This is a genomic window from Variovorax sp. LjRoot130, assembly GCF_964253755.1.
Lineage (GTDB): Bacteria > Pseudomonadota > Gammaproteobacteria > Burkholderiales > Burkholderiaceae_C > Variovorax.
The window spans coordinates 424,084-443,957 of the sequence record NZ_CAXURM020000002.1 but is presented as its reverse complement, the minus strand read 5'-3'; the positions used below and the strand labels follow the sequence as shown (position 1 = coordinate 443,957).

General features: G+C 66.6%; 20 protein-coding genes and 1 pseudogene. 14 read left to right on the top strand and 7 right to left on the bottom strand.

Annotated elements, in window-relative coordinates; all coding sequences use genetic code 11:
• Nucleotides 1-36: 36 nt before the first annotated feature.
• Nucleotides 37-756: a GntR family transcriptional regulator gene (locus ACSQ86_RS31795; protein ID WP_436307756.1), complete on the bottom strand. Its 720-nt coding sequence runs from the start codon at nucleotides 754-756 to the stop codon at nucleotides 37-39.
• Between the two features lie 77 nt (nucleotides 757-833).
• Nucleotides 834-1,559 carry a maleate cis-trans isomerase family protein gene (locus tag ACSQ86_RS31790; RefSeq protein WP_436310471.1) on the bottom strand — a complete coding sequence of 242 codons (726 nt, stop codon included), beginning with the start codon at nucleotides 1,557-1,559 and terminating at the stop codon, nucleotides 834-836.
• Between the two features lie 98 nt (nucleotides 1,560-1,657).
• Between ACSQ86_RS31790 and hydA the strand changes: the two genes are divergently transcribed.
• The 12 genes from hydA (at nucleotide 1,658) to ACSQ86_RS31730 (ending at nucleotide 14,281) form a co-directional block, all read left to right on the top strand.
• Nucleotides 1,658-3,079: a dihydropyrimidinase gene (hydA, locus tag ACSQ86_RS31785; protein ID WP_436310470.1), complete on the top strand. Its 1,422-nt coding sequence runs from the start codon at nucleotides 1,658-1,660 to the stop codon at nucleotides 3,077-3,079.
• Between the two features lie 2 nt (nucleotides 3,080-3,081).
• On the top strand, nucleotides 3,082-3,825 hold the full coding sequence (locus tag ACSQ86_RS31780) for an aspartate/glutamate racemase family protein (protein ID WP_436307182.1): 744 nt from the start codon (nucleotides 3,082-3,084) through the stop codon (nucleotides 3,823-3,825).
• A gap of 38 nt (nucleotides 3,826-3,863) precedes the next feature.
• A complete protein-coding gene (locus ACSQ86_RS31775; RefSeq protein WP_436307183.1) occupies nucleotides 3,864-4,841 on the top strand; it encodes a Bug family tripartite tricarboxylate transporter substrate binding protein in 978 nt (325 codons plus the stop codon).
• Nucleotides 4,842-4,890: 49 nt separating this feature from the next.
• The gene (locus ACSQ86_RS31770) at nucleotides 4,891-5,718 is read left to right on the top strand and encodes an IclR family transcriptional regulator (protein WP_093111072.1); all 828 of its coding nucleotides are present in this window, start codon (nucleotides 4,891-4,893) and stop codon (nucleotides 5,716-5,718) included.
• A 149-nt stretch (nucleotides 5,719-5,867) separates the two neighbouring features.
• Nucleotides 5,868-6,509 (top strand): TRAP transporter small permease subunit, encoded by a 642-nt coding sequence (locus tag ACSQ86_RS31765; protein ID WP_436310469.1) that lies wholly within the window; start codon nucleotides 5,868-5,870, stop codon nucleotides 6,507-6,509.
• Nucleotides 6,506-7,813 (top strand): TRAP transporter large permease, encoded by a 1,308-nt coding sequence (locus ACSQ86_RS31760; protein ID WP_093111068.1) that lies wholly within the window; start codon nucleotides 6,506-6,508, stop codon nucleotides 7,811-7,813. The genes ACSQ86_RS31765 and ACSQ86_RS31760 overlap by 4 nt, the downstream gene beginning before the upstream one ends.
• 23 nt (nucleotides 7,814-7,836) lie before the next feature.
• Nucleotides 7,837-8,871: a TRAP transporter substrate-binding protein gene (locus ACSQ86_RS31755; RefSeq protein ID WP_436295568.1), complete on the top strand. Its 1,035-nt coding sequence runs from the start codon at nucleotides 7,837-7,839 to the stop codon at nucleotides 8,869-8,871.
• Between the two features lie 24 nt (nucleotides 8,872-8,895).
• A complete protein-coding gene (locus ACSQ86_RS31750) occupies nucleotides 8,896-9,936 on the top strand; it encodes a TRAP transporter substrate-binding protein (RefSeq protein ID WP_436295569.1) in 1,041 nt (346 codons plus the stop codon).
• Between the two features lie 160 nt (nucleotides 9,937-10,096).
• A complete protein-coding gene (locus ACSQ86_RS31745; RefSeq protein ID WP_436310468.1) occupies nucleotides 10,097-11,473 on the top strand; it encodes an amidase in 1,377 nt (458 codons plus the stop codon).
• Nucleotides 11,449-12,234 carry a 2-keto-4-pentenoate hydratase gene (locus ACSQ86_RS31740; RefSeq protein ID WP_244504083.1) on the top strand — a complete coding sequence of 262 codons (786 nt, stop codon included), beginning with the start codon at nucleotides 11,449-11,451 and terminating at the stop codon, nucleotides 12,232-12,234. Before ACSQ86_RS31745 ends, ACSQ86_RS31740 begins: the two co-directional genes overlap by 25 nt.
• A 21-nt stretch (nucleotides 12,235-12,255) precedes the next feature.
• On the top strand, nucleotides 12,256-13,026 hold the full coding sequence (locus ACSQ86_RS31735) for a fumarylacetoacetate hydrolase family protein (protein WP_436310467.1): 771 nt from the start codon (nucleotides 12,256-12,258) through the stop codon (nucleotides 13,024-13,026).
• A gap of 31 nt (nucleotides 13,027-13,057) precedes the next feature.
• On the top strand, nucleotides 13,058-14,281 hold the full coding sequence (locus ACSQ86_RS31730; RefSeq protein ID WP_436307188.1) for a pyridoxal-phosphate-dependent aminotransferase family protein: 1,224 nt from the start codon (nucleotides 13,058-13,060) through the stop codon (nucleotides 14,279-14,281).
• A 717-nt stretch (nucleotides 14,282-14,998) separates the two neighbouring features.
• On the opposite strand, the gene ACSQ86_RS31725 is transcribed toward ACSQ86_RS31730, so the two are convergent.
• Nucleotides 14,999-15,304 (bottom strand): hypothetical protein, encoded by a 306-nt coding sequence (locus tag ACSQ86_RS31725; protein ID WP_436307189.1) that lies wholly within the window; start codon nucleotides 15,302-15,304, stop codon nucleotides 14,999-15,001.
• Between the two features lie 123 nt (nucleotides 15,305-15,427).
• Here ACSQ86_RS31725 and ACSQ86_RS31720 point away from each other — a divergent pair, with 123 nt between their 5' ends.
• Nucleotides 15,428-16,459, top strand: a complete 1,032-nt coding sequence (locus tag ACSQ86_RS31720; RefSeq protein WP_436307190.1) for an MBL fold metallo-hydrolase — start codon at nucleotides 15,428-15,430, stop codon at nucleotides 16,457-16,459.
• Nucleotides 16,460-16,466: 7 nt separating this feature from the next.
• Here ACSQ86_RS31720 and ACSQ86_RS31715 read toward each other — a convergent pair whose 3' ends face one another.
• The 3 genes and pseudogenes from ACSQ86_RS31715 to ACSQ86_RS31705 form a co-directional block, all read right to left on the bottom strand.
• Nucleotides 16,467-16,724: a hypothetical protein gene (locus ACSQ86_RS31715; protein WP_436307191.1), complete on the bottom strand. Its 258-nt coding sequence runs from the start codon at nucleotides 16,722-16,724 to the stop codon at nucleotides 16,467-16,469.
• A gap of 22 nt (nucleotides 16,725-16,746) precedes the next feature.
• Nucleotides 16,747-17,157, bottom strand: a pseudogene (locus ACSQ86_RS31710) (SDR family NAD(P)-dependent oxidoreductase); the annotation flags it as partial.
• A complete protein-coding gene (locus tag ACSQ86_RS31705; RefSeq protein WP_436307192.1) occupies nucleotides 17,066-17,443 on the bottom strand; it encodes a hypothetical protein in 378 nt (125 codons plus the stop codon). The pseudogene ACSQ86_RS31710 and the gene ACSQ86_RS31705, both read right to left, overlap by 92 nt.
• Nucleotides 17,444-18,128: 685 nt before the next feature.
• Here ACSQ86_RS31705 and ACSQ86_RS31700 point away from each other — a divergent pair.
• Nucleotides 18,129-19,022 carry a type IV toxin-antitoxin system AbiEi family antitoxin domain-containing protein gene (locus ACSQ86_RS31700; RefSeq protein ID WP_436307193.1) on the top strand — a complete coding sequence of 298 codons (894 nt, stop codon included), beginning with the start codon at nucleotides 18,129-18,131 and terminating at the stop codon, nucleotides 19,020-19,022.
• Here ACSQ86_RS31700 and ACSQ86_RS31695 read toward each other — a convergent pair.
• On the bottom strand, nucleotides 18,999-19,823 hold the full coding sequence (locus tag ACSQ86_RS31695) for a nucleotidyl transferase AbiEii/AbiGii toxin family protein (RefSeq protein WP_436310466.1): 825 nt from the start codon (nucleotides 19,821-19,823) through the stop codon (nucleotides 18,999-19,001). The two genes, ACSQ86_RS31700 and ACSQ86_RS31695, sit on opposite strands and share 24 nt — an antisense overlap.
• Nucleotides 19,824-19,874: the final 51 nt, after the last annotated feature.

Genomic DNA, 19,874 nt, shown 5'->3' with positions numbered 1-19,874 from the left:
GTGCGAATTTCCGAAACGGACTACGAAGTGTCGCGGTCAGATCTCGCCTCTGAAGATCGCTTCCAGGTCCACCTCCTCGGTCGCATGCTCCAGCTTCATGCTGCTCTCGATATGGTCGAGGTGCTCGCGCATCAGCCGCTCGGCGCGCGCCGGATCGCGTTTGGCGATGGCCTCGATGATCTGCGAGTGCTCGTCGGCGCGGCAGCTCGAGCTGGTCGGTGCGTCGTATAGAAAGATCATCAGGCAGGTCAATATCGACAGCTCGCGCATGCTGCGCGCCAGCGCCGTGTTGCCCGCCAGGTCGGCCGCCAGCGAATGGAATTCACCGGACAGCCGGATCACAGCGCGCTTGTCATCGCGGCGGCGGGCATCGAGCTCGAGTTCCTGGTGCTGGCGCAGGCGCGCCAGCTTCTCGGGCGTGAGTGTCTCGATCAGCCGGCGCAGCACGGCCGGCTCGATGAGCCGGCGGGCTTCGAACACATCGAGCGCTTGCTCGATCGAGGGCTTGGCAACATAGGCGCCGCGCTGCGGATAGAGCTCGACGATCTGCTCGTGCGCGAGCCGCGCCAGCACTTCGCGAATGCGCGCCCGGCTGGCGCCGAAGATCTCGGCCAGGCGCTCCTCGCCGAGCTTGGTGCCGGGATGCAGGCGGTGCTCGAGGATGGCGACATAGATCTTTTCGTAGATTTCGTCCTGCGTGTTCTCGCGTTCGAGTCGGGCTTGCGAGGCAGGCTTGCGCGCGCTTTTGGTTGGCATGTCTGGGTTGAGCTTGGCGAGCGGATCGGACGCCAGCAGCACGCGTGCATGGCGGCAGGCGGCGGGATGGCGGTCCATTATCGCCAGCCGAACATGCGGCCCCAGCCGCTCACCTGCGCCGGATCGGCGCCGGCGGCGCGCAGTTGCCCCCATACCGTGGTGCTGACGGTGTCGAGCAGCGGAATGTCGAGTTCGGCCTCCACCGCCTCGGCCAGCGGTGCCGCCCGCAGGTTGGTGCAGAAGGTGGTGATGGCCTCCGGCCGTGCCGGCGCCACCTCGCGCATCAAGGCCATCAGCCGTTGCGGCGCGACCGATGCGAAGGCGTGGTTGACGCGGATGCCGAGGTGGCGCTCGGCCACCACTTCGATGCCGATGCTGCGGTAGTTGTCGACAATTTTCTGCTGCACATCTGCGGTGTACGGCGTCACCAGCGCGAGCCGCTTCACGCCTCGCGACGCGAGCAGTTCATTCAGCGCCAGCACCGCGGTGGTGGCGACGATGCCGGTGCGCTCGCGGATGCGTTCGACCAAGTGCCGGTCGGCGTCGAAGCCCAGCCAGCCTGAGGAGGTGCCGCTCCAGCCGATCACGTCCACCTTGGCGTCGGCCAGCAGCTCGGCGGCCGCGAGGATCTTGCTGTCGTCGAACTGGCCGAGCGCCTGCGCCGACAGCGAGATCTCGGTTACCTTGAAGCGTGAGAAGTGGGCGCTGCAGCCGGGCACGGCCGCCGCCAGCGCACTGGTCAGCGGCTCCAGCGCGGTGTTGGATGAGGGCGTGAGCACGCCGAGACGAAGGGTCTGGGGCATGGGAATCCTTTCGGGCAAGCTTCGTCGCGAACCATATTGTCGACATTAGTGTAATCACCGAGATCGACAAACAAATTGTCGACGATGATGTCGACAAAATGAACACGCCCCACCCCTTCGACTTCGTGCTGCGCAACGCCCGCGTGGCAACCGCCAGCGACACCTTCGACGCGGACATCGCCGTTGTTGGCGGGCGCATCGTCCAACTCGGCACCGGGCTGGCCGGCGGTGCGCGCGAGATCGACGCAGCCGGCCGCGTCGTGACGCCCGGCGGTGTGGACGCGCACTGCCACCTCGACCAGCCGATGGCGTCGCCGCTGCGCATGGCCGACGACTTCGAAAGCGGCACCCGAAGCGCGGCTTGCGGCGGCACGACCACCGTGATCCCTTTCGCCGCACAGGAAAAGGGCCAGTCGCTGCGCGCCGCCGTCACCGACTACCACCAGCGTGCCGAGGGCCGCGCCCACGTGGACTACGCCTTTCACCTGATCGTCAGCGACCCCACGCCCAAGGTGCTGAACGAGGAACTGCCGGCGTTGATCCGAGAGGGCTACACCTCGTTCAAGATCTACATGACCTATGACGACCTGAAGCTCGACGACGGCCAGATCCTCGACGTGTTGTCGGTCGCGCGCGAGCACGGCGCGATGGCGATGATCCACGCCGAGAACGCAGACTGCATCGAATGGCTGACCAGGAAGCTCGAGGCCGCCGGCCGCACCGCACCACGCTTCCATGCCCATTCGCGGCCGATGCTGGTCGAGCGTGAGGCGACGCATCGCGCGATCGCGCTGTCGGAGCTGGTCGACGTGCCGATCCTGATCGTGCACGTCTCGGGTCGCGAAGCGGTGGAGCAGATCCGCTGGGCGCGCGCCCACGGCCTGTCGGTGTTCGCCGAGACCTGTCCGCAATACCTGTTCCTGACTGCGGCCGACCTCGGGCTGGACGACAGCTACCAGGGCGCTCGCTGCGTCTGCAGCCCGCCACCGCGCGACAAGGCGAACCAGGAGGTGATCTGGAACGGCCTGAACGACGGCCTGTTCACCGTGTTCTCTTCCGACCACGCGCCCTTTCGCTACGACGCGCCGGAAGGCAAGAAGCTGGGCGGCGAGGAAGTCGCGTTCCGCCACATCCCGAACGGCATCCCCGGCCTCGAGACGCGCCTGCCGCTGCTCTACTCCGAAGGCGTGCTGGGCGGCCGCATGACGCTCAACCGCTTCGTCGAGCTGACCTCGACCAACCCCGCTAAGGCCTATGGCCTGCATCCGCGCAAGGGCACGATCGCGGTCGGCAGCGACGCCGACCTGGTGGTCTGGGAGGAGCGCGAGTTCGTGCTGCGCAACACCGACCTGCACCACAACGTCGACTACACGCCCTACGAGGGCCAGCGGCTGCGCGCCTGGCCGGCACTGACGATCGCCGGCGGCGAGCTGCTGTGGGACGGCCAGTTCCACGGCCGCGCCGGACGCGGGCGCTTTCTGGCTTGCGACGCACCTTCGCTGCTGCCGCGGCGCGCCTGACCATGAAGCTGCTCCTGATCAACCCCAACATCTCCGACAGCGTCACGGCGCTGATCGACAGCGAGGCGCGCCGCGCGGCCTCGCCCGAAACGCGCATCACGACGCTGACCGCGCCCTTCGGCGTGGCCTACATCGAGACCCGCTTCGAGGCGCTGATCGGCGCCTACGCCACGGCGACGCTGGCGGCCGAGCACGGCGCGCTGCACGACGCCGTGGTGGTCGCCGCCTTCGGCGATCCCGGCCTGGCGGGCCTGCGCGAGGCGCTCGACATCCCGGTGCTCGGCCTCACCGAAAGCGCGCTGATGAGCGCCTGCATGCTCGGCCAGCGCTTCTCGATCATCGCGATTTCGCGCCGCATCACCGCCTGGTACCGCGAATGCGTGGCGGCGAACGGGCTGGCCGATCGGCTCGCCAGCATCCACCACCTCGACCAGCCGCTCGCGGACATCGGCCGCGTGCAGGACGACCACGCCGCGCATCTGGCAGCGCTGTGCGAGCGAGCCGTCGACGAAGACGGCGCAGACGTCATCGTGCTGGCCGGCGCACCACTCGCGGGCCTGGCGCGCAGCCTCAAAAGCCGCCTGCCGGTGCCGGTGGTCGATGGCGTGTCGAGCGCGGTTCGCCACGCCGAGACGCTGGTGGCGCTGCAGTCCGGCACGGCCCGCCGCGGCAGCTTCGCGCCGCCGCCCCAGAAGCCGAACCGCGGGCTGCCGCCCGCCATCGAGGCGCTGCTGCGCCGCCAGTGATCCGAACTCTTCACCCACCACCCGCGAGACCCTGAACCATGCAAAGACGTCACATCCTCCAGGCCGCCGGCGCAGCCGCCGCATCGCTGGCCGCGCCCTCCATGTTCGCCCAGGCCTTGCCGGCTACGCCGATCCGCCTGGTCGTCGGCTTTCCGCCCGGCGGTGGCGCCGATGCGCTGGCACGGGTGGTGGCGCAGAAGCTCAGCGGCCTGTGGAACCAGCAGGTCGTGGTCGAGAACAAGGCCGGTGCCTCGGGCACGCTCGCGGCCGACTACATGCTGCAGCAGCCGTCCGACGGCAGCGTGCTGCTCCTGTCCACCATCAACAGCCACGCGCTCGCGCCGGCCGTGCGCTCCAACCTGCGCTACAACGCCGAGCGCGACTTCGTGCCCGTGGTGCTGCTCGGCGTCACGCCCAACCTGCTGATCACGAGCGCGACGAACCCCGTGAAGTCGGTGAAGGAAGTCGTCGCGCAGTGCAAGGCGCAGCCCGGCAAGATCAGCTTCGGCTCCGCCGGGCCCGGCACCATCCAGCACTTCGCCATCGAGATGTTCAAGCTGCAGGCCGGCGTCGACGTGCTGCACGTGCCATACAAGGGCAGCGGGCCGTTGCTCACCGACCTGATTGGCGGCCAGATCCAGTACACCTTCGAGACCATGACGGCCGCCACGCCGCACGTGAAGAACGGCCGCGTCGTCGCGCTCGCGCAGACGCGCGCCAAGCGCTCGAAGGCCTACCCCGGAGTGCCCACCATGCAGGAACAGGGCTTCCCCCAGTTCGAGACCATGAACTGGTACGGCATCTCCGGCCCGGCCAAGCTGCCCGCGGCGCTGGCGCGCAAGATCAACCAGGACGTCAACGCCGTGCTCGCGATGGCCGACGTGCAGGAAAAGTTCGAAGGCTTCGGGGTCGAGGACGGCGGCGGCCCGGTCGACGCCTACAGCAGCTTCACGCACAGCGAGATCGCCAAGTGGGCCAAGGTGGCGAAGGACGCCAAGGTCTCCATCGACGGCTGAGGGGGCGCCGGCCACCACCCGATGGCGCGCAACTTGCAAGAGGCACGCCATGACAGCAAGCTCGCCCCGCCGCCCCTCCAAGACCGCCAAGATCACCCGCATCGACCGCGACAGCGACAGCACCGTGCAGTCGCTCACGCGGGCAATGCAGTTGCTGGAACTGCTCGCCGACGATGACGAAGGCTACCGCCTCGTCGACATCGCCGCGCACAGCGGCCTCTCTTCCTCCACCGCGCACCGCCTGCTCACCACGCTGGAGCAGCGCCAGTTCGTCCAGTTCGACCGCGAGACCAACCTCTGGTATGTGGGCGTGCGCTGCTTCTCGGTCGGCGCCGCGTTCGCGCGGCGGCGCCGCATCGCGCCAGTCGCGCTGCCGGTGATGCGACGCCTGCGCGACAGCTCCGGCGAGAGCATCAACCTCGGCATCGCCGACCTGGGCGACATCGTGTTCGTGACCCAAGTCGAAAGCCGCGAGCAGATGCGCGCCATGGGCAAGCCGGGCTTTCGCGCGCCGCTGCACGGCACGGCGATGGGACAGGCGATCCTCGCCGCGATGGCGGAGGACGATGTGCTGCAGTACCTGCGCACCTACGGCCTGCCGAAGCTCACGGCCAACACCATCGCGCGCGCGTCGCGGCTGCACGAGACCCTCGGCGAGGTCCGCCGCGCCGGCTTCGCGATCGACGACGAACAGAACGCGGTCGGCCTGCGCTGCATCGCCGCCGCGATCCGCGACGAGCATGGCCAACCCTTCGGCGCGATCTCGCTCGTCGGGCCGACGCAGCGCATCAAGAGCGCCGACTTCGCGCAGCTCGGCGCGGCCGTGCGCGCCGCGGCCGACGACATCACCGCAGCCTACGGCGGGCGCATCAGGTAGCGCGCTTCTTCCACGGGCGCGCAGCGCCAAGTGCTTGATTCGAAAAGAGTTTTTCCGCCTCTCCCGCTCCGCGGAAAAGTCTGCAGGCGCGCCCTGCCGCGCGCTTCAATGCGTGCACGTTCCCCTTCACTGCACAGCCACGAAATCCCATGAAAACACTGCTCCCACCGGACCCCGTGAGCCGCGGGCTGACGCGCGTCTGTGACTGGGCCGTCATCGCCTGCGGCTGGTGGCTCATCGCTCTATCGGTGATGACCTGCATCGAGATGCTCGGCCGCAAGGTCTTCTCGTTCAGCTTGCAGGGCATCGACGAGATCGGCTCGTATACCTACGGCATCGTCGGCGCGTTCGGCTTCGCCTACACGCTCATCACACGCAGCCACACGCGCGTCGACTTCCTGCTGTCGCGCTTCCCCGCGAAGACGCGCGCGCTGCTCAACCTGCTCGCGATGCTGAGCCTCGCTGCCCTGTCGATGCTGTGCCTCTGGCGCGGCTGGCACGTGGTCGTCGAAAGCATCGAGCTGCACAGCACCGCGGCCACGCCGCTGGCCACGCCGATGTGGATCCCGCAATCGATCTGGCTCGGCGGCTATCTGATGTTCGCGCTGGTCGCGGGCTGGGCCGCGATCGATGCGCTGCGCCTCTTCCTGGCGCGCCGCACGCAGGAGCTCAACACGCGCTTCGGCCCGCAGACGCTCGAGGAAGAGATCGAGGCCGAGACCGACATCCACGTGAAGACACCCACGGAAACCGCGTCCATCCACACGACCCCCGTCGGAGCCGCATCATGATCGGACCGCTCGAAATCCTGGCCGGCCTGGCCATCATGCTGGGGCTGATGTTCCTCGGCTTCCATGTCGCGACGACGATGCTGGTCGTCGGCCTGCTCGGGTCGCTGATCCACTTCGGCATGCCGGCGATCAACGCCGTAGGCGAGCAGCTCTGGGCCGCCGGCGAAGACTACCTGCTGCTGTCGATCCCGCTGTACATCCTGCTCGGCGAGATCCTGATGCGCGGCGGCGCCACCGACAAGATGTATCAGTCGCTCGGCCAGTGGCTCAACCGCATGCCCGGCGGCCTGCTGCACACCAACATCGGCGCCTCGGCGCTGTTCTCCGCGGTGTCGGGCTCGTCGGTCGCGACCGCGGCGACGATCTCGACCGTCGCGCTGCCGGCCTTCAAGAACCGCAAGTACGACCAGCGCATGGTGCTCGGCACCATCGCCGCTGGCGCCAGCCTGGGCAACCTGATTCCGCCCGGCGTGGCTTTCATCATCTACGGCTCGATGACCAACACCTCGGCAGCGCGGCTGTACATGGCCGGCATCCTGCCCGGCGCGATCATGACGGTGCTGTTCCTGCTCACCATCCTCGCAATCTGCGTCTGGAAGCCCTCGGTCGCCGGCACTCGCGAAGCCGGCACGGCGATGCGCGAGAAGCTGCGGCACTCGGTGCACCTGCTGGGCCCGCTGGCCGTATTCTCGGTCGTGATGGGCGGCATCTACACCGGCTGGGCTACGGTGACCGAAAGCGCGGCGCTCGGCGTGATCGTGTGCCTCCCGATCGCGGCGGCCTACGGCAAGCTCAAGGTCGGCATGCTGCACGAGTGCTTCCGCTCGACCATGCGGCTCACCGCGATGACCGCGCTGATCCTCGTCGCGGCGCTGTACCTGAACTTCGTGCTGTCGATGCTCGGCGTGCCGCAGGCGCTCGCCAGCCTCATCAAGTCGGCCGACGTCTCGCCGATCATGCTGCTGTGGATGCTGGCGGTGATGTATCTCATCCTCGGCATCGCGCTCGAGACCATGCCGATGCTCGTCGGCACGCTGCCGGTGGTGTTCCCGATCATCCAGGCGGCCGGCATCGACCCGGTGTTCTTCGGCGTCTTCATGGTGCTGATGTGCGAGATCTCGCTGATCAGCCCGCCCATCGGCATGACGCTGTACGTGATCCAGGGCGTGCGCGGCGAAGGCTCGATCAACGACGTGTTCCAGGGCACCCTGCCCTTCTTCGCCGCCATGATCGTGATGACCGCGATCCTGATCCACACCCCCTGGATCGCCACCTACCTGCCGAACCTGATGTTCGGCAAATGACGGTCCCTCCCGCGAAAGAACCCATGAAGCTCAAGCTCGCCCTCATCGCGGCCGCGCTCGCGTTCGCGCTGCCCGTCCACGCCCAGAACACCAAGCTTCGCGCCGCCGGCAGCCTGGTCTCCGGCGGCCTGATCCAGCAGAACAAGGAACAACCCTTCTTCGAGAACTTCGCGAAGAACACCGGCCTGCCCATCGACGTCGACTACAAGCCGATGGACGTGCTGGGCGTGAAGGACGCCGACGGCCTGCGCGTCGTCAAGTCGGGCTTGTTCGACATCGTGACCTTGCGGCTCGCGCAGGTGTCGCGCGACGACCCCTTCCTGCTGGGCCCCGACATCGTCGGCCTGTCGACCGACTACGACACCGCGCGCAAGGTGGTCGACGCCTACCGCGGCGCATTCGACAAGCGACTGCAGGAAAGGCACAACGCCAAGCTGCTCGGCACCTATCCCTTCGGGCCGCAGATCCTGTTCTGCAAGTCGGCGATCTCGGGTCTGGCCGACCTCAAGGGCAAGAAGGTGCGCGTGAGCGACCAGTCGCTCGCGAAGTTCATCGAAAAGCTCGACGGCATCCCGGTCGCCCTCGCCTTCAACGAGACGCAGCAGGCGCTCGAGCGCGGCGTGACCGACTGCGCCATCACCGGCCCGAGTTCGGCCAACTCGGCCGGCTGGCCCGAAGTGGCGACGCACGTGATGCCGATCGGCTTCCAGATTCACCTCGTCGCTTACGCGATCAACCTGAAGAAGTGGAACGCACTGCCGCCCGCCCAGCAAACAAGGATGAGCGAGGCCTTCGCCAGGTTCGAGACCGAGGCCTGGGCCTATTCGCGGGAACTGTGGGACGACGCGTCGCGTTGCAACGTCGGCCAGGAGCCCTGCAAGTACGGCAAGAAGTACGCGATGAAGGAAGTGCCGGTAAAGCCCGCCGACCAGAAGCTCGTGCGCGACGCGGTCGGCGCCGTCTCATTGCCGCTGTGGGCCGAGGTTTGCGACAAGTCCTACGACAAATGCTCGGCCACCTGGAAGCAGGCGATCGGTCCGCTGGTCGGAATTCGATGAACAAGTTCTTAAAGGAGTGATGCAGTGAAACTGAAATTCGTTCTCCCCTCGCTTGCCGCCGTCCTCGCGCTGGCCCTGCCGGCACATGCCGAAAACCCCAAGCTGCGCGTGGCCGGCAACCTGGTCGCCACCGGGCTGATCCAGCAGACGAAGGAGCAGCCCTTCTTCGAGAACTTCGCGAAGAACACCGGCCTGCCCATCGACGCAGACTACAAGCCGATGGACGTGCTCGGCGTGAAGGACGCTGACGGCCTGCGCGTGCTGAAGTCGGGCCTGTTCGACATCGTCACGCTGCGCCTCGCGCAGGTGTCGCGCGACGAACCCTTCTTCCTCGGCCCTGACATCGTCGGCCTGTCGACCGACTACGAAGTCGCGCGCAAGGTGGTCGACGCCTACCGGGATGCCTTCGACAAGCGCCTGCAGGAGCGCCATGGCGGCAAGCTGCTCGGCATCTATCCCTTTGGCCCGCAGGTCGTGTTCTGCAAGGTGGCGATCACCGGCCTCGCGGACCTGAAGGGCAAGAAGGTGCGGGTCTACGACCAGTCGCTCGCCAAGTTCATCGAAAAGCTCGGCGGCATCCCGGTCACGATCCCGTTCGGCGAGACGCAGCAGGCGCTCGAACGCGGCGTGACCGACTGCGCCATCACCGGCCCGAGCTCGGCCAACTCGGCCGGCTGGCCCGAAGTCACGACGCATTTCATGCCGATCGGCTTCCAGATCGCGCTCAACGCGTATGCGATGAACCTCACGAAGTGGAACGCGCTGCCGGCCGATCAGAAGGCGAAGATCACCGAGGCGTTCAAGAGGTTCGAGACCGACGTCTGGGCCTACTCCAAGGAACTCTTCGAGGACGCATCGCGCTGCAACGTCGGCAAGGAACCGTGCAAGACGGTCAAGAAGTTCGCGATGAAGGATGTCCCGGTCAAGCCGGGCGACCAGCAGATGATTCGCGACGCGCTGACGACGGTGTCGCTGCCGATCTGGAGCGAGCTCTGCGACAAGTCCTACGACAAGTGCTCGGCCACTTGGAAGCAGGTCGTCGGCCCGGTGGTGGGACTGAAATGAGCTCACCCCCAGGCTTGCCCGCTTCGTGTGGCCGCCAACCCCCTAGCCGGGGGCAACACCAGCGGCCCGGCAAAGCCGGTTCCGCGGTGTTTCCCGAACGGGCCCGGCTGCGCCGGCCGTCTTGCGTCGCGGGTGGCGTCCGGCCTGTGGATCGACTGAAATGAAATTGCTCTGGCAACTTACGGCAACGCAGCTCGCCGCCGGTTTTCGCGACGCCGCGTTCACGCCGACCCAGGCGCTCGAGGCCTGTCTGGCGCGCAGTGCCGAGGTTAACCCGCGGCTCAACGCGCTGATCGCGCTCGACGCCGAGGGCGCGACCCACGCCGCCGAGCAAAGCAGCGCGCGCTGGCGCACGGGCCGGGCGATCGGCGCGTTGGACGGCGTGCCGATCACGATCAAGGACAACCTGCAGGTGCGAGGCCTGCCCACTCACTGGGGAAGCCGCGCGCTCGCCGGCTTCGTGGCCGAGCGCGACGAGCTTCCGGTGGCGAAGCTGCGCGAAGCCGGCGCCCTGATCTTCGGCAAGACCAACGTGCCCGAGTTCACGATGCAGGGCTACACGGACAACCCGGTGTTCGGCCCCACCGGCAATCCGTGGAACCCGGCCCTGACGCCCGGCGGCTCATCGGGCGGCGCGGCCGCGCTGGTCGCTGCGGGCGGATGCCCCATCGCGCTTGGCACCGACGGCGGCGGCTCGATCCGGCGACCCGCATCGCACACCAACCTGGTCGGCCTCAAGCCCTCGCGCGGCCGCGTGCCGCGCAGCGGCGGACTGCCGCCGATCTTTCTGGACTTCGAGGTCGCAGGGCCGCTCGCGCGTTGCGTGGACGACGTGGCCGCGGTGATGCAGGTCATCGGTCGCGGCGCGGTTCAGCCGGATGCCGCGCTGCCGGCGCGCATCCTGTACATCCCGCGCTTCGCCGATCACCCGCTCGATCCGCAGATCGCGCATCTCGCCGATGCGGCGGCCCGGAATCTTTCCATGCTGGGCCATGAAGTGACGACAGCAGAGGGCTTCGATCTGGCAGAGGCGGTCAACCAGCGCTGGCCGCTGCTGGCGCAGGTGGGGCTGGCGTGGCTGGTCGAGCATCCGCAGGCGCTGTCGCCGACGCGCCCGTTCGATCCGGCCTTGTTCGCCCCCGCGATGCAGGCCAACGCGCAAGCCGGGCGCAGCGCGTCGGCCCTCGCGCTGTTCGACCTGCTGCTCGAAGCCGAGCGGTTGCGCACCGAACTGGCCATCCTGTTCGAGCGCTACGACTTCCTCTTGACGCCGGCGGCGGCGGCGCTTCCCTGGCCGGCCGGCGAAACGCATCCACCCCGAATCGATGGCCGCGAGGTCGGCGCGCGCGGTCACGCCGTCTTTGCTGGCTTCGCCAATGCGGTCGGCCTGCCGGCGATCGCGCTGCCCTGCGGCTTCGCCCAAGGCTTGCCGGTCGGCCTGCAGCTGGTCGCGCGCGAAGGCGACGACGACGCGTTGCTCGCGCTCGCCCGCGCGTTCGAGCGAGCTCATCCGTGGCAGCGCTTTCCCGAGCTCTGACGCCGGTGGCCGCCACGGTCACGCCGGACACCGCAGCGCGCGCCCTGTACATCGCGCGTCGCGACGGCCGGCGCGTGCCCTCGGCACTCGTGCAGCCTGCGGACCGCCACGAGGCCTATGCGATCCAGGACGCGACGCTGGCCGCTCTCGGCACCGTCGGCGGCTGGAAGGTCGGCGCGCGTGCGCCGGGACTGGAGCCGACCTGTGCGCCATTGCCGGCCGAAGGGCTGCGGTCCGACGGTGCGCTGCTGAAAGGCCCGGCTTGGCGGCTGCGCGGCATCGAAGTCGAGGTCGGCTTCCAACTCGGCGTCGACCTGCCGTCCCGCGCGGCGCCCTATACCCTGGACGAGCTGGCGTTCGCCATCGAATCGGTGCTGCCGGTGATCGAAGTCGTGGAGACCCGCCTCGCCGACTGGCTCGGCGCCGGCTCCGATGCGCAATTGGCAGACCTGCTGAGCCACGGCGCGCTGGTGCTGGGGCGACGCCAGCCCTTCGAGCCGGCGTGGTTCGATCTGGCGAAGGTCGAGGCCGTGCTTCGCTTCGGCGAGCAGATCGTGGCCCATACGGTGGGCGAGCACCCGAGCCCCGATGCCGGCACGCTGCTCGAATGGCTGGCCAACCATTGCTCGGCGCGCGGCGTCGGGCTCAAGGCAGGCCAGGTCATCACCAGCGGCTCGTGCACCGGCATGCTGTTCGCGTCCCAAGGCACTGCCGTGCGCGTCGAGATCGCGGGTCTCGCGCCGTTGAGCGTGTCGTTCTGACCCCAGTCAAAAGGAATGGAAGTGCCCCTTTCGAAAATCGATGCCGTGGCCGACGCGCTGATTCATGCGCGTCGCACCAGGAACCTGGCGGATGCCGCGCCGCTGGCCGATGCGCTGACCGACACAGCCGATGCCTACGCAGTGCAGCAGCGCGTGGCGCGCGAACTCGGCGGGTTCGAAGCTGCAGCGCCGCAGTACTGGAAATCGGGCAGCCCGTCCCGCGGCGCGGTACTCACCCATGCGCGGCTGCCGCCGGCCGGCGTATGGACCAGCCCGGCGCAGAGCGGCACCTGGCCGTTTCACATGCGCGGCATCGAGGCCGAGGTTGCGCTGCGGCTCGCGCGCGATGTCGATGCCACGCTCGCCGAAACGCTGGACGCAGGCAGCGCGAGCGCACTGGTCGATGCGATGACCGTCTCGATCGAGCTCGTCGACTCGCGCTGGCGCGAAGCACTGGGCGCGCCGGCGCTGTTCAAGCTGGCCGACCTGCAGTCGCATGGCGCGCTGGTGCTCGGCCCCTGGATACCGTTCGCGGCGCGTGACTGGCGCGCGCAGACGTGCCGCGTGCAGATCGGCGCACAACCGCCGGTCGAACGCCGCGGCACCCACTCGCTCGGCGACCCCGCCTTCCTGCTGACGGCGTGGCTGCGTCACGCCACGCAGGACGGCCGCAGCCTGCCGGCGGGCACCGTCGTGACCACCGGCACCTGGGTGGGGATTCTTCACGCGGCCGCGGGCGATCTCGTCACGGCCGAGTTTCCGGGCATCGGACGCGCGTCCGTGCAGTTGTAGTTCCATCGACTCGCCACAGAAAAGGAGACCCATGATCGCTCTCGACAACCATCCCAGCGGCCGCCACTTCCTGCAGATCCCCGGCCCGAGCCCGGTACCCGACCGCATCCTGCGCGCCATCAGCCTGCCGACCATCGATCATCGCGGCCCCGAGTTCGCGACGCTCGGCAAGAAGGTGATCGCCGGCCTGCAGCAGGTGTTCCGGACGCAGCATCCGGTGGTCATCTACCCCGCGTCGGGCACCGGCGCCTGGGAGGCGGCGCTCGTCAACGTGATGAGCCCCGGCGATGCGGTCCTGATGTACGAGACGGGCCACTTCGCGACGCTGTGGCAGCGGATGGCGCAGCGCCTCGGCCTGGAGCCCGAGTTCATCGGCCTGCCCGGCGTCGACGACACCGGCTTGCCGCGCAGCTGGCGCCACGGCGTGCAGCCCGACCTGATCGAGGCGCGCCTGCGCAAGGACACCGAGAAGAAGATCAAGGCCGTGTGCGTGGTGCACAACGAGACCTCCACCGGCGTCACCTCCGACATCGCCGCGGTGCGCCGCGCCATCGATGCGGCCGGGCATCCCGCGCTGCTGATGGTCGACACCATCTCGGGCCTCGCGAGCGCCGATTTCCGTCACGACGAATGGGGCGTCGACGTGACCGTCAGCGGCTCGCAGAAGGGCCTGATGCTGCCGCCCGGCATCAGCTTCAACGCCCTGTCGCCCAAGGCCATCGAGGTCAGCAGGACGGCGCGCCTGCCCAAGGCCTTCTGGGCCTGGGACGAGATCGTCGAGATGAACCAGGGCGGCTACTGGCCCTACACGCCGAGCACGAACCTGCTCTACGGCCTCAGCGAGGCGCTCGACATGGTGCTCGGACAGGGACTGCCAGTGGTGTTCGCGCGCCACCAGCGCTGGGGCGAAGGCGTGCGCGCCGCGGTCCGTGCGTGGGGCCTGCCGACGCAATGTGCGGACGAGCGCGTCCACTCGCCGGTGCTCACCGGCGTCATCACGCCGCAAGGCGTGGATGCCGATTCGCTGCGCCGGCTGATCCACGAACGCTTCGATCTCTCGCTTGGCGCGGGACTCGGCAAGCTCAAGGGTCGCATGTTCCGCATCGGCCACCTGGGCGACTGCAACGACCTGACGCTGATGGCCGCGCTGACGGGGGTTGAGATGGGCCTGAAGCTGGCAGGCGTGCCACTGGCCGGCAGCGGCGTCGCGGCGGCCATGGACTTCTTCGCAGCGACACCGCAGCCCAAAGTCTAGCAAGCTCCTCGCTTCACTCAACCCGAACTTCCGCTTCGCGGCGGCGGGAGCGGACGTCGAGCTTGAGGTTTCAAACTACCGACTTCGGTGGCCACAAGATGCTATGTAGTCCCCTGTTTCGATCGAGACTGCACACGGACCCAATCCTTCATTGGGCGCGAACTGACCCGCGCTTCATCTGCATCATCGCGAAATGGGACGTGCGCGGCAGCATCCAGCCGTCGTCGCCCCGCCAGGAGATGGATGGACCGTTCGATGGATTGATCAGGGCCTCGCCGATCCGCTGATGTATGCGCTCGCCCATCTGGACCGTTGAGCTCGCGCACGGGCAACTGACCAGAGGCGGGCCGACCATTCACATGCGCGCGAGCTGGATTTTTTCCACCAATGACGTGTATGGCCTGGCTCGCACCTGGCGGACCTTATGGTCGGTACGGCGATCGCCTTGGTAGTGCTGTCAGGCGCGGTGCGGATCCTGCGGCTGGCCAAGACTTGAGCGAGAGAGTCGGTCGAACCGCAATCTTTGCTCGACCTTGTCTGAGCGGCCGTTTTGCGCCGTTTAGTTTCGGGAGCTCAAGGTCCGTTCAGCGCCCGGAGCGCCGGTTCGCGACATGCAGAAGCAGCCGTTCACGCGCGAATTCGTCGTGGTCGTCCGCTGCCACCCGCGATCCGTCTGCTGTCGCCGAACTCGGGTTTCCTCGACGATGTCGGAGAAGGTCAAGTTCCGAAAGGTAGACCGGCTGTTGGCGACGAAAAGTGCCAAGGTCTGCTTCTTCTTGGGCGCTGCGGGCCGCGCCGATGCGTCCAAACAAGCAGCCTTTGCTCTGTCTGAGATAGCGCTGTGAGGTTGTAGCGCCATATCGGCGCGGACTCGTCAAATGCAGGGGTTGCGCAATAGATGCCGCTCGCAACGATGGTCTCCAGCCGGTTCACGATCGAGCGTACGGTATCGAGCGTGTCGTAGCGCACGAGAGCATCGAGCTCCTCGCCAGTGGCGATGCCGGTCGCGTAGACGGTGAACATCTCGATGACGCCTACGAGAAGTGGAAGGGCATCGTGCAAGCCTCGGGCGCGACAATCGAATAGGTGCCCGTGTCGCAGAATGACGTCTCCACAATAGGCCGCACCGACGGCACGGAGACAGCAATGGCACAGCGCAAGAATCGAACAGACACCCTTCTGCTGAAGACAACCGCCCTCGCAGCGGTTGTCGCCCTGGCGCAGGGCTGCGCGCAGACCACGGCACAGCGGCCGGCGCCGTCGGGCGCCACCGTCGCCGCACATGTTGCAGCAGCCACGGGTGCCGCCGGATCCGATCTGACGGCGCTGTTGACTCTCTGCAAACCCGCTCCCGCCGCGCGGCCGGCCCAGGCCGAGCTGGACAAGGGCCTTGCCGCATTCATCGCCAAGCCCGCACCGCCGCCGGGCCAGGCTTTCGACAACCTGTATTTCGTGGGCGCCGACTGGGTCAGCGCCTGGGCGATCAAGACCTCGGACGGCATCATCCTCATCGATGCGCTCAACAACCAGGCGGAGGCCGCGGCACTGATCGAAGGAGGCATGCGCAAGCTGGGCCTCGATCCGGCGCAGATCAAGTACGTGATCGCGACGCACGGCCACGGCGACCACTACGGCGGCGCGCCGTACCTCTCGCAGAAGTACCGTGCGCGCGTGGTGATGAGCGAGACCGATTGGACCATGACCGAAACCAAGCTCGAATTCGCAACGCCGATCTGGGGCGCGCCGCCGAAGCGCGACGTTTCCGTGAAGGACGGTGACCGCATCACGCTCGGCGATACCACCGTCTCGCTGTACATCACGCCGGGCCACACCATGGGCACGATCTCGCCAGTGTTCGACGTGACGTCTGGCGGCAGGAAGCACCGCGCCATGCTCTGGGGCGGCACGGGCTTCAACTTCGGCAAGGACGTGCCGCGGCTGGACAGCTACATCGATTCAACGCGGCGCATGGGCGCGGTGGCACAGGCGCAGCGCATCGACGTGCTGCTGTCGAACCACTCGGGCATCGACGGCTCGCAGGCCAAGCTGGCTGCGCTGCGCCAGCAGCCGGCCGGCGCGGCCAACCCGTTCGTGATCGGCACGCCCGCCGTGGAGCGCGCATTGAACGTGATGGGCGAATGCGCTCAGGCGCAGCGCGATCGGTTCGCGCTGCAGTAGGGCCGGCTCAATCTGGCGTGAACTTCTTGTTGAAGATGTCGACATCCGATGCCAACTCGAACGTCGCCACCTGCCCCATCTTCCCGTCGCTGAGGCGGCAGGCGGAGAACAGGCTGTAGCGGCCCTTGAAGTAGAACTCGTCCATCACGATCAGCGCGTACGGATACGGCACGAAGACCTGGTGCTCGAAGATGACGCGGTGCGCGTTCCTGGGCGAAGGAAAGAGCTTGTAGTCGCCGGTGTCGATCGACTTTGCGGTGGCCATGGCGTGCTCGCTTCTTCTGCGTTCAGGCGGGGTCGCGCACGTCGGCCACGGGGTTGTTGCCGAAGTCCTCGCGCGCCAGATACTTGAGCACCTTGGCCGCCGCGGTGGCGGGGCTGTCGAGCCGGCCCTCCTCTTTCATGCTCACGAAGCGCGTTCGGTCCGGAAACTTCTCGGCCGATGAGCCGCGCAATTGCACCTGCATGTCGGTGTCGATCACGCCAGGCGCGAGCGAGACGATGCGTGCGCCGTTCGGCGCCCCTGCTTCCTCGAGCGCCACGACGCGCGAGAAGTGGTCCATGCCGGCCTTGGCGGCGCAATAGGACGCCTGGCTGCCCATGGCACTAGCCCCAGGCCCGATGGCGCGTCGAAGGCATGAGCCCAATGCCGTGCGTGCCGACGTGTGACCGCGCTTGGCCGTGAGTCGGCAGCACGTCGCACCAGCCAGCCACTACACCTTCCAGAGCGGCAATCATCTGGCGCCACCGGTTCGCGACGATAGACGAGCACAACGCCCATGAATCCTCCTCTGGCGGCGCCTCCGTGAACGAGAGAAATCGCTTCTCTCGCGCCACTGTGTCGAGCGCGAGCCGTAGTCCCTCGAAATGCTGCGTCGAAAGAGGTTCAATGGACAGGTTCATCTGATAGGAGCCCTGGAAGTTGAGCTCTTGGGCAGAACTCTGTCTGTCGCTCTCATTGGAAATGACCTCAGTCGTTGACACGTTGGTACTGCTCGATCTGACAGGCGTAGCTCCCAGGCTGCGTCGAGCATACCGAATAGCCCACAGGCGCGGTGCTTGCGCAGCCGGCCAGGACGCATGAAAGTACTGCGCTCGCGACCTTGAACATGAAGCCTCCGAACGACGGACCTGACAGCTGGGTCTTGGCTGCATTCTGCCCGTCAAGTTGGAGCGGCGGCGAACGTCGGGTTTTGGACCGTATCGCGTCATGCGGCCGAATCATCGAGCCAGAGATCCGATCTGTCGACGGCGCCCCAAGGGCGGCGGCAAGCATGCCGACCTGCTCCGCGTCGCGCGCAGTGCCCCGGCGGGGCTTGATTTGTCTTGACGAAACGCTGAGATGATGTAATGCTGTGCGGTATATATACCGCACAGCACCGCTATATTCCATTCAGGCACGACCCATACATCCAAGCCTTAGGCGACGCGCCCTCCCCGATTCTTTTTGACAATTCACTGGTCAAGGGTGTGCGCGAGATCGTTAACTTCTGCGGTATATATACCGCAGAAGTATACAAACCACATCGAGGAGAGTCAAGGGCTGTGCCCCCACATCAAACCCTTTGCCTGCCTTGATGCTCGACTAGACAACTTCTGAAAGTCGTGTTAGTCTGTGTGGCATATATGCCACACAGACCTTCAATTCGTTCCAGCTAATGGAGAGACGTTGGTTACCCGCATCCAGATCGCCCGGCCCGACATCATCAAGACGTTCGAAGCCGGGCGCCACATCCTCAGACCCGTCCAGCTCGCAGCCGTCTTCTCTAAGAACCGCGACGCCTGGCGCCTCGCGCGTCGAATGACGCTGGCAAGCTTTGAACGGTTCATGACTGAACGCACGCCGATGAAGGCGGTGCGCTTCAACTTCCCGCAGCGACCCGTGACGGGCTTCGTCTGGGGAGATGTTCCCCTGCTTGAGGTCCTCCTAGGCTTGGTCGACGACAGCTATCTGAGCCATTACACGGCGGTGCGTCTCCACGGCCTCACAGAACAGGTGCCCAAGACCATCTATCTCACGCGTGAAAGGTCGAGCACAACCGCGTACGTTGCCCAGGACCTCGATGAAATCACACAGGAGGCCATCGATGCGGCCTTCAGCCGACCCCCTCGGGTCTCGCACAACGAGGCAACCGTCGGCGATCGACGGGTGCTTTTACTGCAAGGCGCCCCTCAGGACGAGCTCGGCGTGACTGCGAAAACCACGACCTATGACAGCAACCGCGCCATGCCGCTGCGCTACACGACGCTTGAGCGCACCCTCATCGATATCGCAGTCAGGCCGGCCTACGCCGGCGGCATTTTCGAGGTCGCCAAGGCCTATGCGAACGCCAAGGATCAAGAAGTCTCGGCTAACGCCATGGCTTCGATGCTGAAGCGCATGCGCCTTGCGTATCCGTACCACCAGGCGGTTGGTTTCTATCTCGAGCGCGCTGGCTACAGGCGATCGTTGGTCGACTTGTTCAAGTCGCAACCGATGGAGCGCGCCTTCTACCTGACCCACGACATGGGCAAGACCAGGTACGTCAACGACTGGCGGTTACATGTGCCAGAGGGGTTTTAGCTTCTTGACCTGGTCCGTCACGAACTGGTGGTAGTGGTCAAAGGGTGCAAGCTTTACGCCGGGCTTCATCGTGGCTTGGACTGCAGCAAAACCGAGAGCGTGAAAATCGCGGACTTCGGCAATTCGCGGGATGAGCTGCAACGGCACGCGCTTCAGCTCGAACATCTGCTGCACCATGTGCCTCACCCTCTCTTCGGCCAGATCGACCTTGAACATGTTGACCAGCGCCTCGATGTCGACGAAGTCTCGCGCGCGCTCGTTTCCCAACCCCTTGCGTTTGATGATGTCTGCGTACTCCGGCATCTGCTGGCAGATGGCCCGAATCTTCTCGCTGACAATCATGGCCGGCGAGTAGACGTAGATGCGATAGCCAAGGAGCTCGTGTTCCTGCTTGTCTTCGGTGTACTCATGCCGGCTGATGTCGACTGTGAACCTCGTCCCCTCGCCGAGCTTGACGGCCTCTCTGCGCATCTGCGCCAGATCGCGTTCAAGCGCGCCGGCTCGCTCGAGCGAAATGAGTTTGAACTCGACGAGGTAGCCGCCCCAGAAGGCAGCGAGGTCGTCAGGCATCTTGCCCGGTCGCTGATTCATGCGGATATCGAATGCCAGGTAGCCGAGTTCTCGTTCGAACGTGGACTGCAGCGCACGCTCGACTTGCTTCTGCGCCTTCACAAAGTCCAGGTCGCGCGCCGTCGAGAAATCGAGGTCTGCCGACGCTCGGCTGTTGACCTGAAGAACCACGTCCATGGCGTTCCCGCCCTTCAGGACAAGTAACTCCAGGAGTTCGTCGTCCGAGAACATGGCTGCGATGGCTACGCGCTTGATCTGCTCAAGGCTGTCGCCGCTGGCCGT

Bases quoted from the DNA above. Each gene is read 5' to 3' on its own strand.
- ACSQ86_RS31775 (WP_436307183.1), top strand. From the start codon at position 3,864: ATGCAAAGACGTCACATCCTCCAGGCCGCCGGCGCAGCCGCCGCATCG.
- ACSQ86_RS31760 (WP_093111068.1), top strand. From the start codon at position 6,506: ATGATCGGACCGCTCGAAATCCTGGCCGGCCTGGCCATCATGCTGGGG.
- ACSQ86_RS31730 (WP_436307188.1), top strand. From the start codon at position 13,058: ATGATCGCTCTCGACAACCATCCCAGCGGCCGCCACTTCCTGCAGATC.
- hydA (WP_436310470.1), top strand. From the start codon at position 1,658: ATGAACACGCCCCACCCCTTCGACTTCGTGCTGCGCAACGCCCGCGTG.
- ACSQ86_RS31755 (WP_436295568.1), top strand. From the start codon at position 7,837: ATGAAGCTCAAGCTCGCCCTCATCGCGGCCGCGCTCGCGTTCGCGCTG.
- ACSQ86_RS31770 (WP_093111072.1), top strand. From the start codon at position 4,891: ATGACAGCAAGCTCGCCCCGCCGCCCCTCCAAGACCGCCAAGATCACC.
- ACSQ86_RS31715 (WP_436307191.1), bottom strand. From the start codon at position 16,724: ATGGCCACCGCAAAGTCGATCGACACCGGCGACTACAAGCTCTTTCCT.
- ACSQ86_RS31720 (WP_436307190.1), top strand. From the start codon at position 15,428: ATGGCACAGCGCAAGAATCGAACAGACACCCTTCTGCTGAAGACAACC.
- ACSQ86_RS31695 (WP_436310466.1), bottom strand. From the start codon at position 19,823: ATGTTCTCGGACGACGAACTCCTGGAGTTACTTGTCCTGAAGGGCGGG.
- ACSQ86_RS31765 (WP_436310469.1), top strand. From the start codon at position 5,868: ATGAAAACACTGCTCCCACCGGACCCCGTGAGCCGCGGGCTGACGCGC.
- ACSQ86_RS31780 (WP_436307182.1), top strand. From the start codon at position 3,082: ATGAAGCTGCTCCTGATCAACCCCAACATCTCCGACAGCGTCACGGCG.
- ACSQ86_RS31745 (WP_436310468.1), top strand. From the start codon at position 10,097: ATGAAATTGCTCTGGCAACTTACGGCAACGCAGCTCGCCGCCGGTTTT.
- ACSQ86_RS31795 (WP_436307756.1), bottom strand. From the start codon at position 756: ATGCCAACCAAAAGCGCGCGCAAGCCTGCCTCGCAAGCCCGACTCGAA.
- ACSQ86_RS31790 (WP_436310471.1), bottom strand. From the start codon at position 1,559: ATGCCCCAGACCCTTCGTCTCGGCGTGCTCACGCCCTCATCCAACACC.
- ACSQ86_RS31725 (WP_436307189.1), bottom strand. From the start codon at position 15,304: ATGTTCACCGTCTACGCGACCGGCATCGCCACTGGCGAGGAGCTCGAT.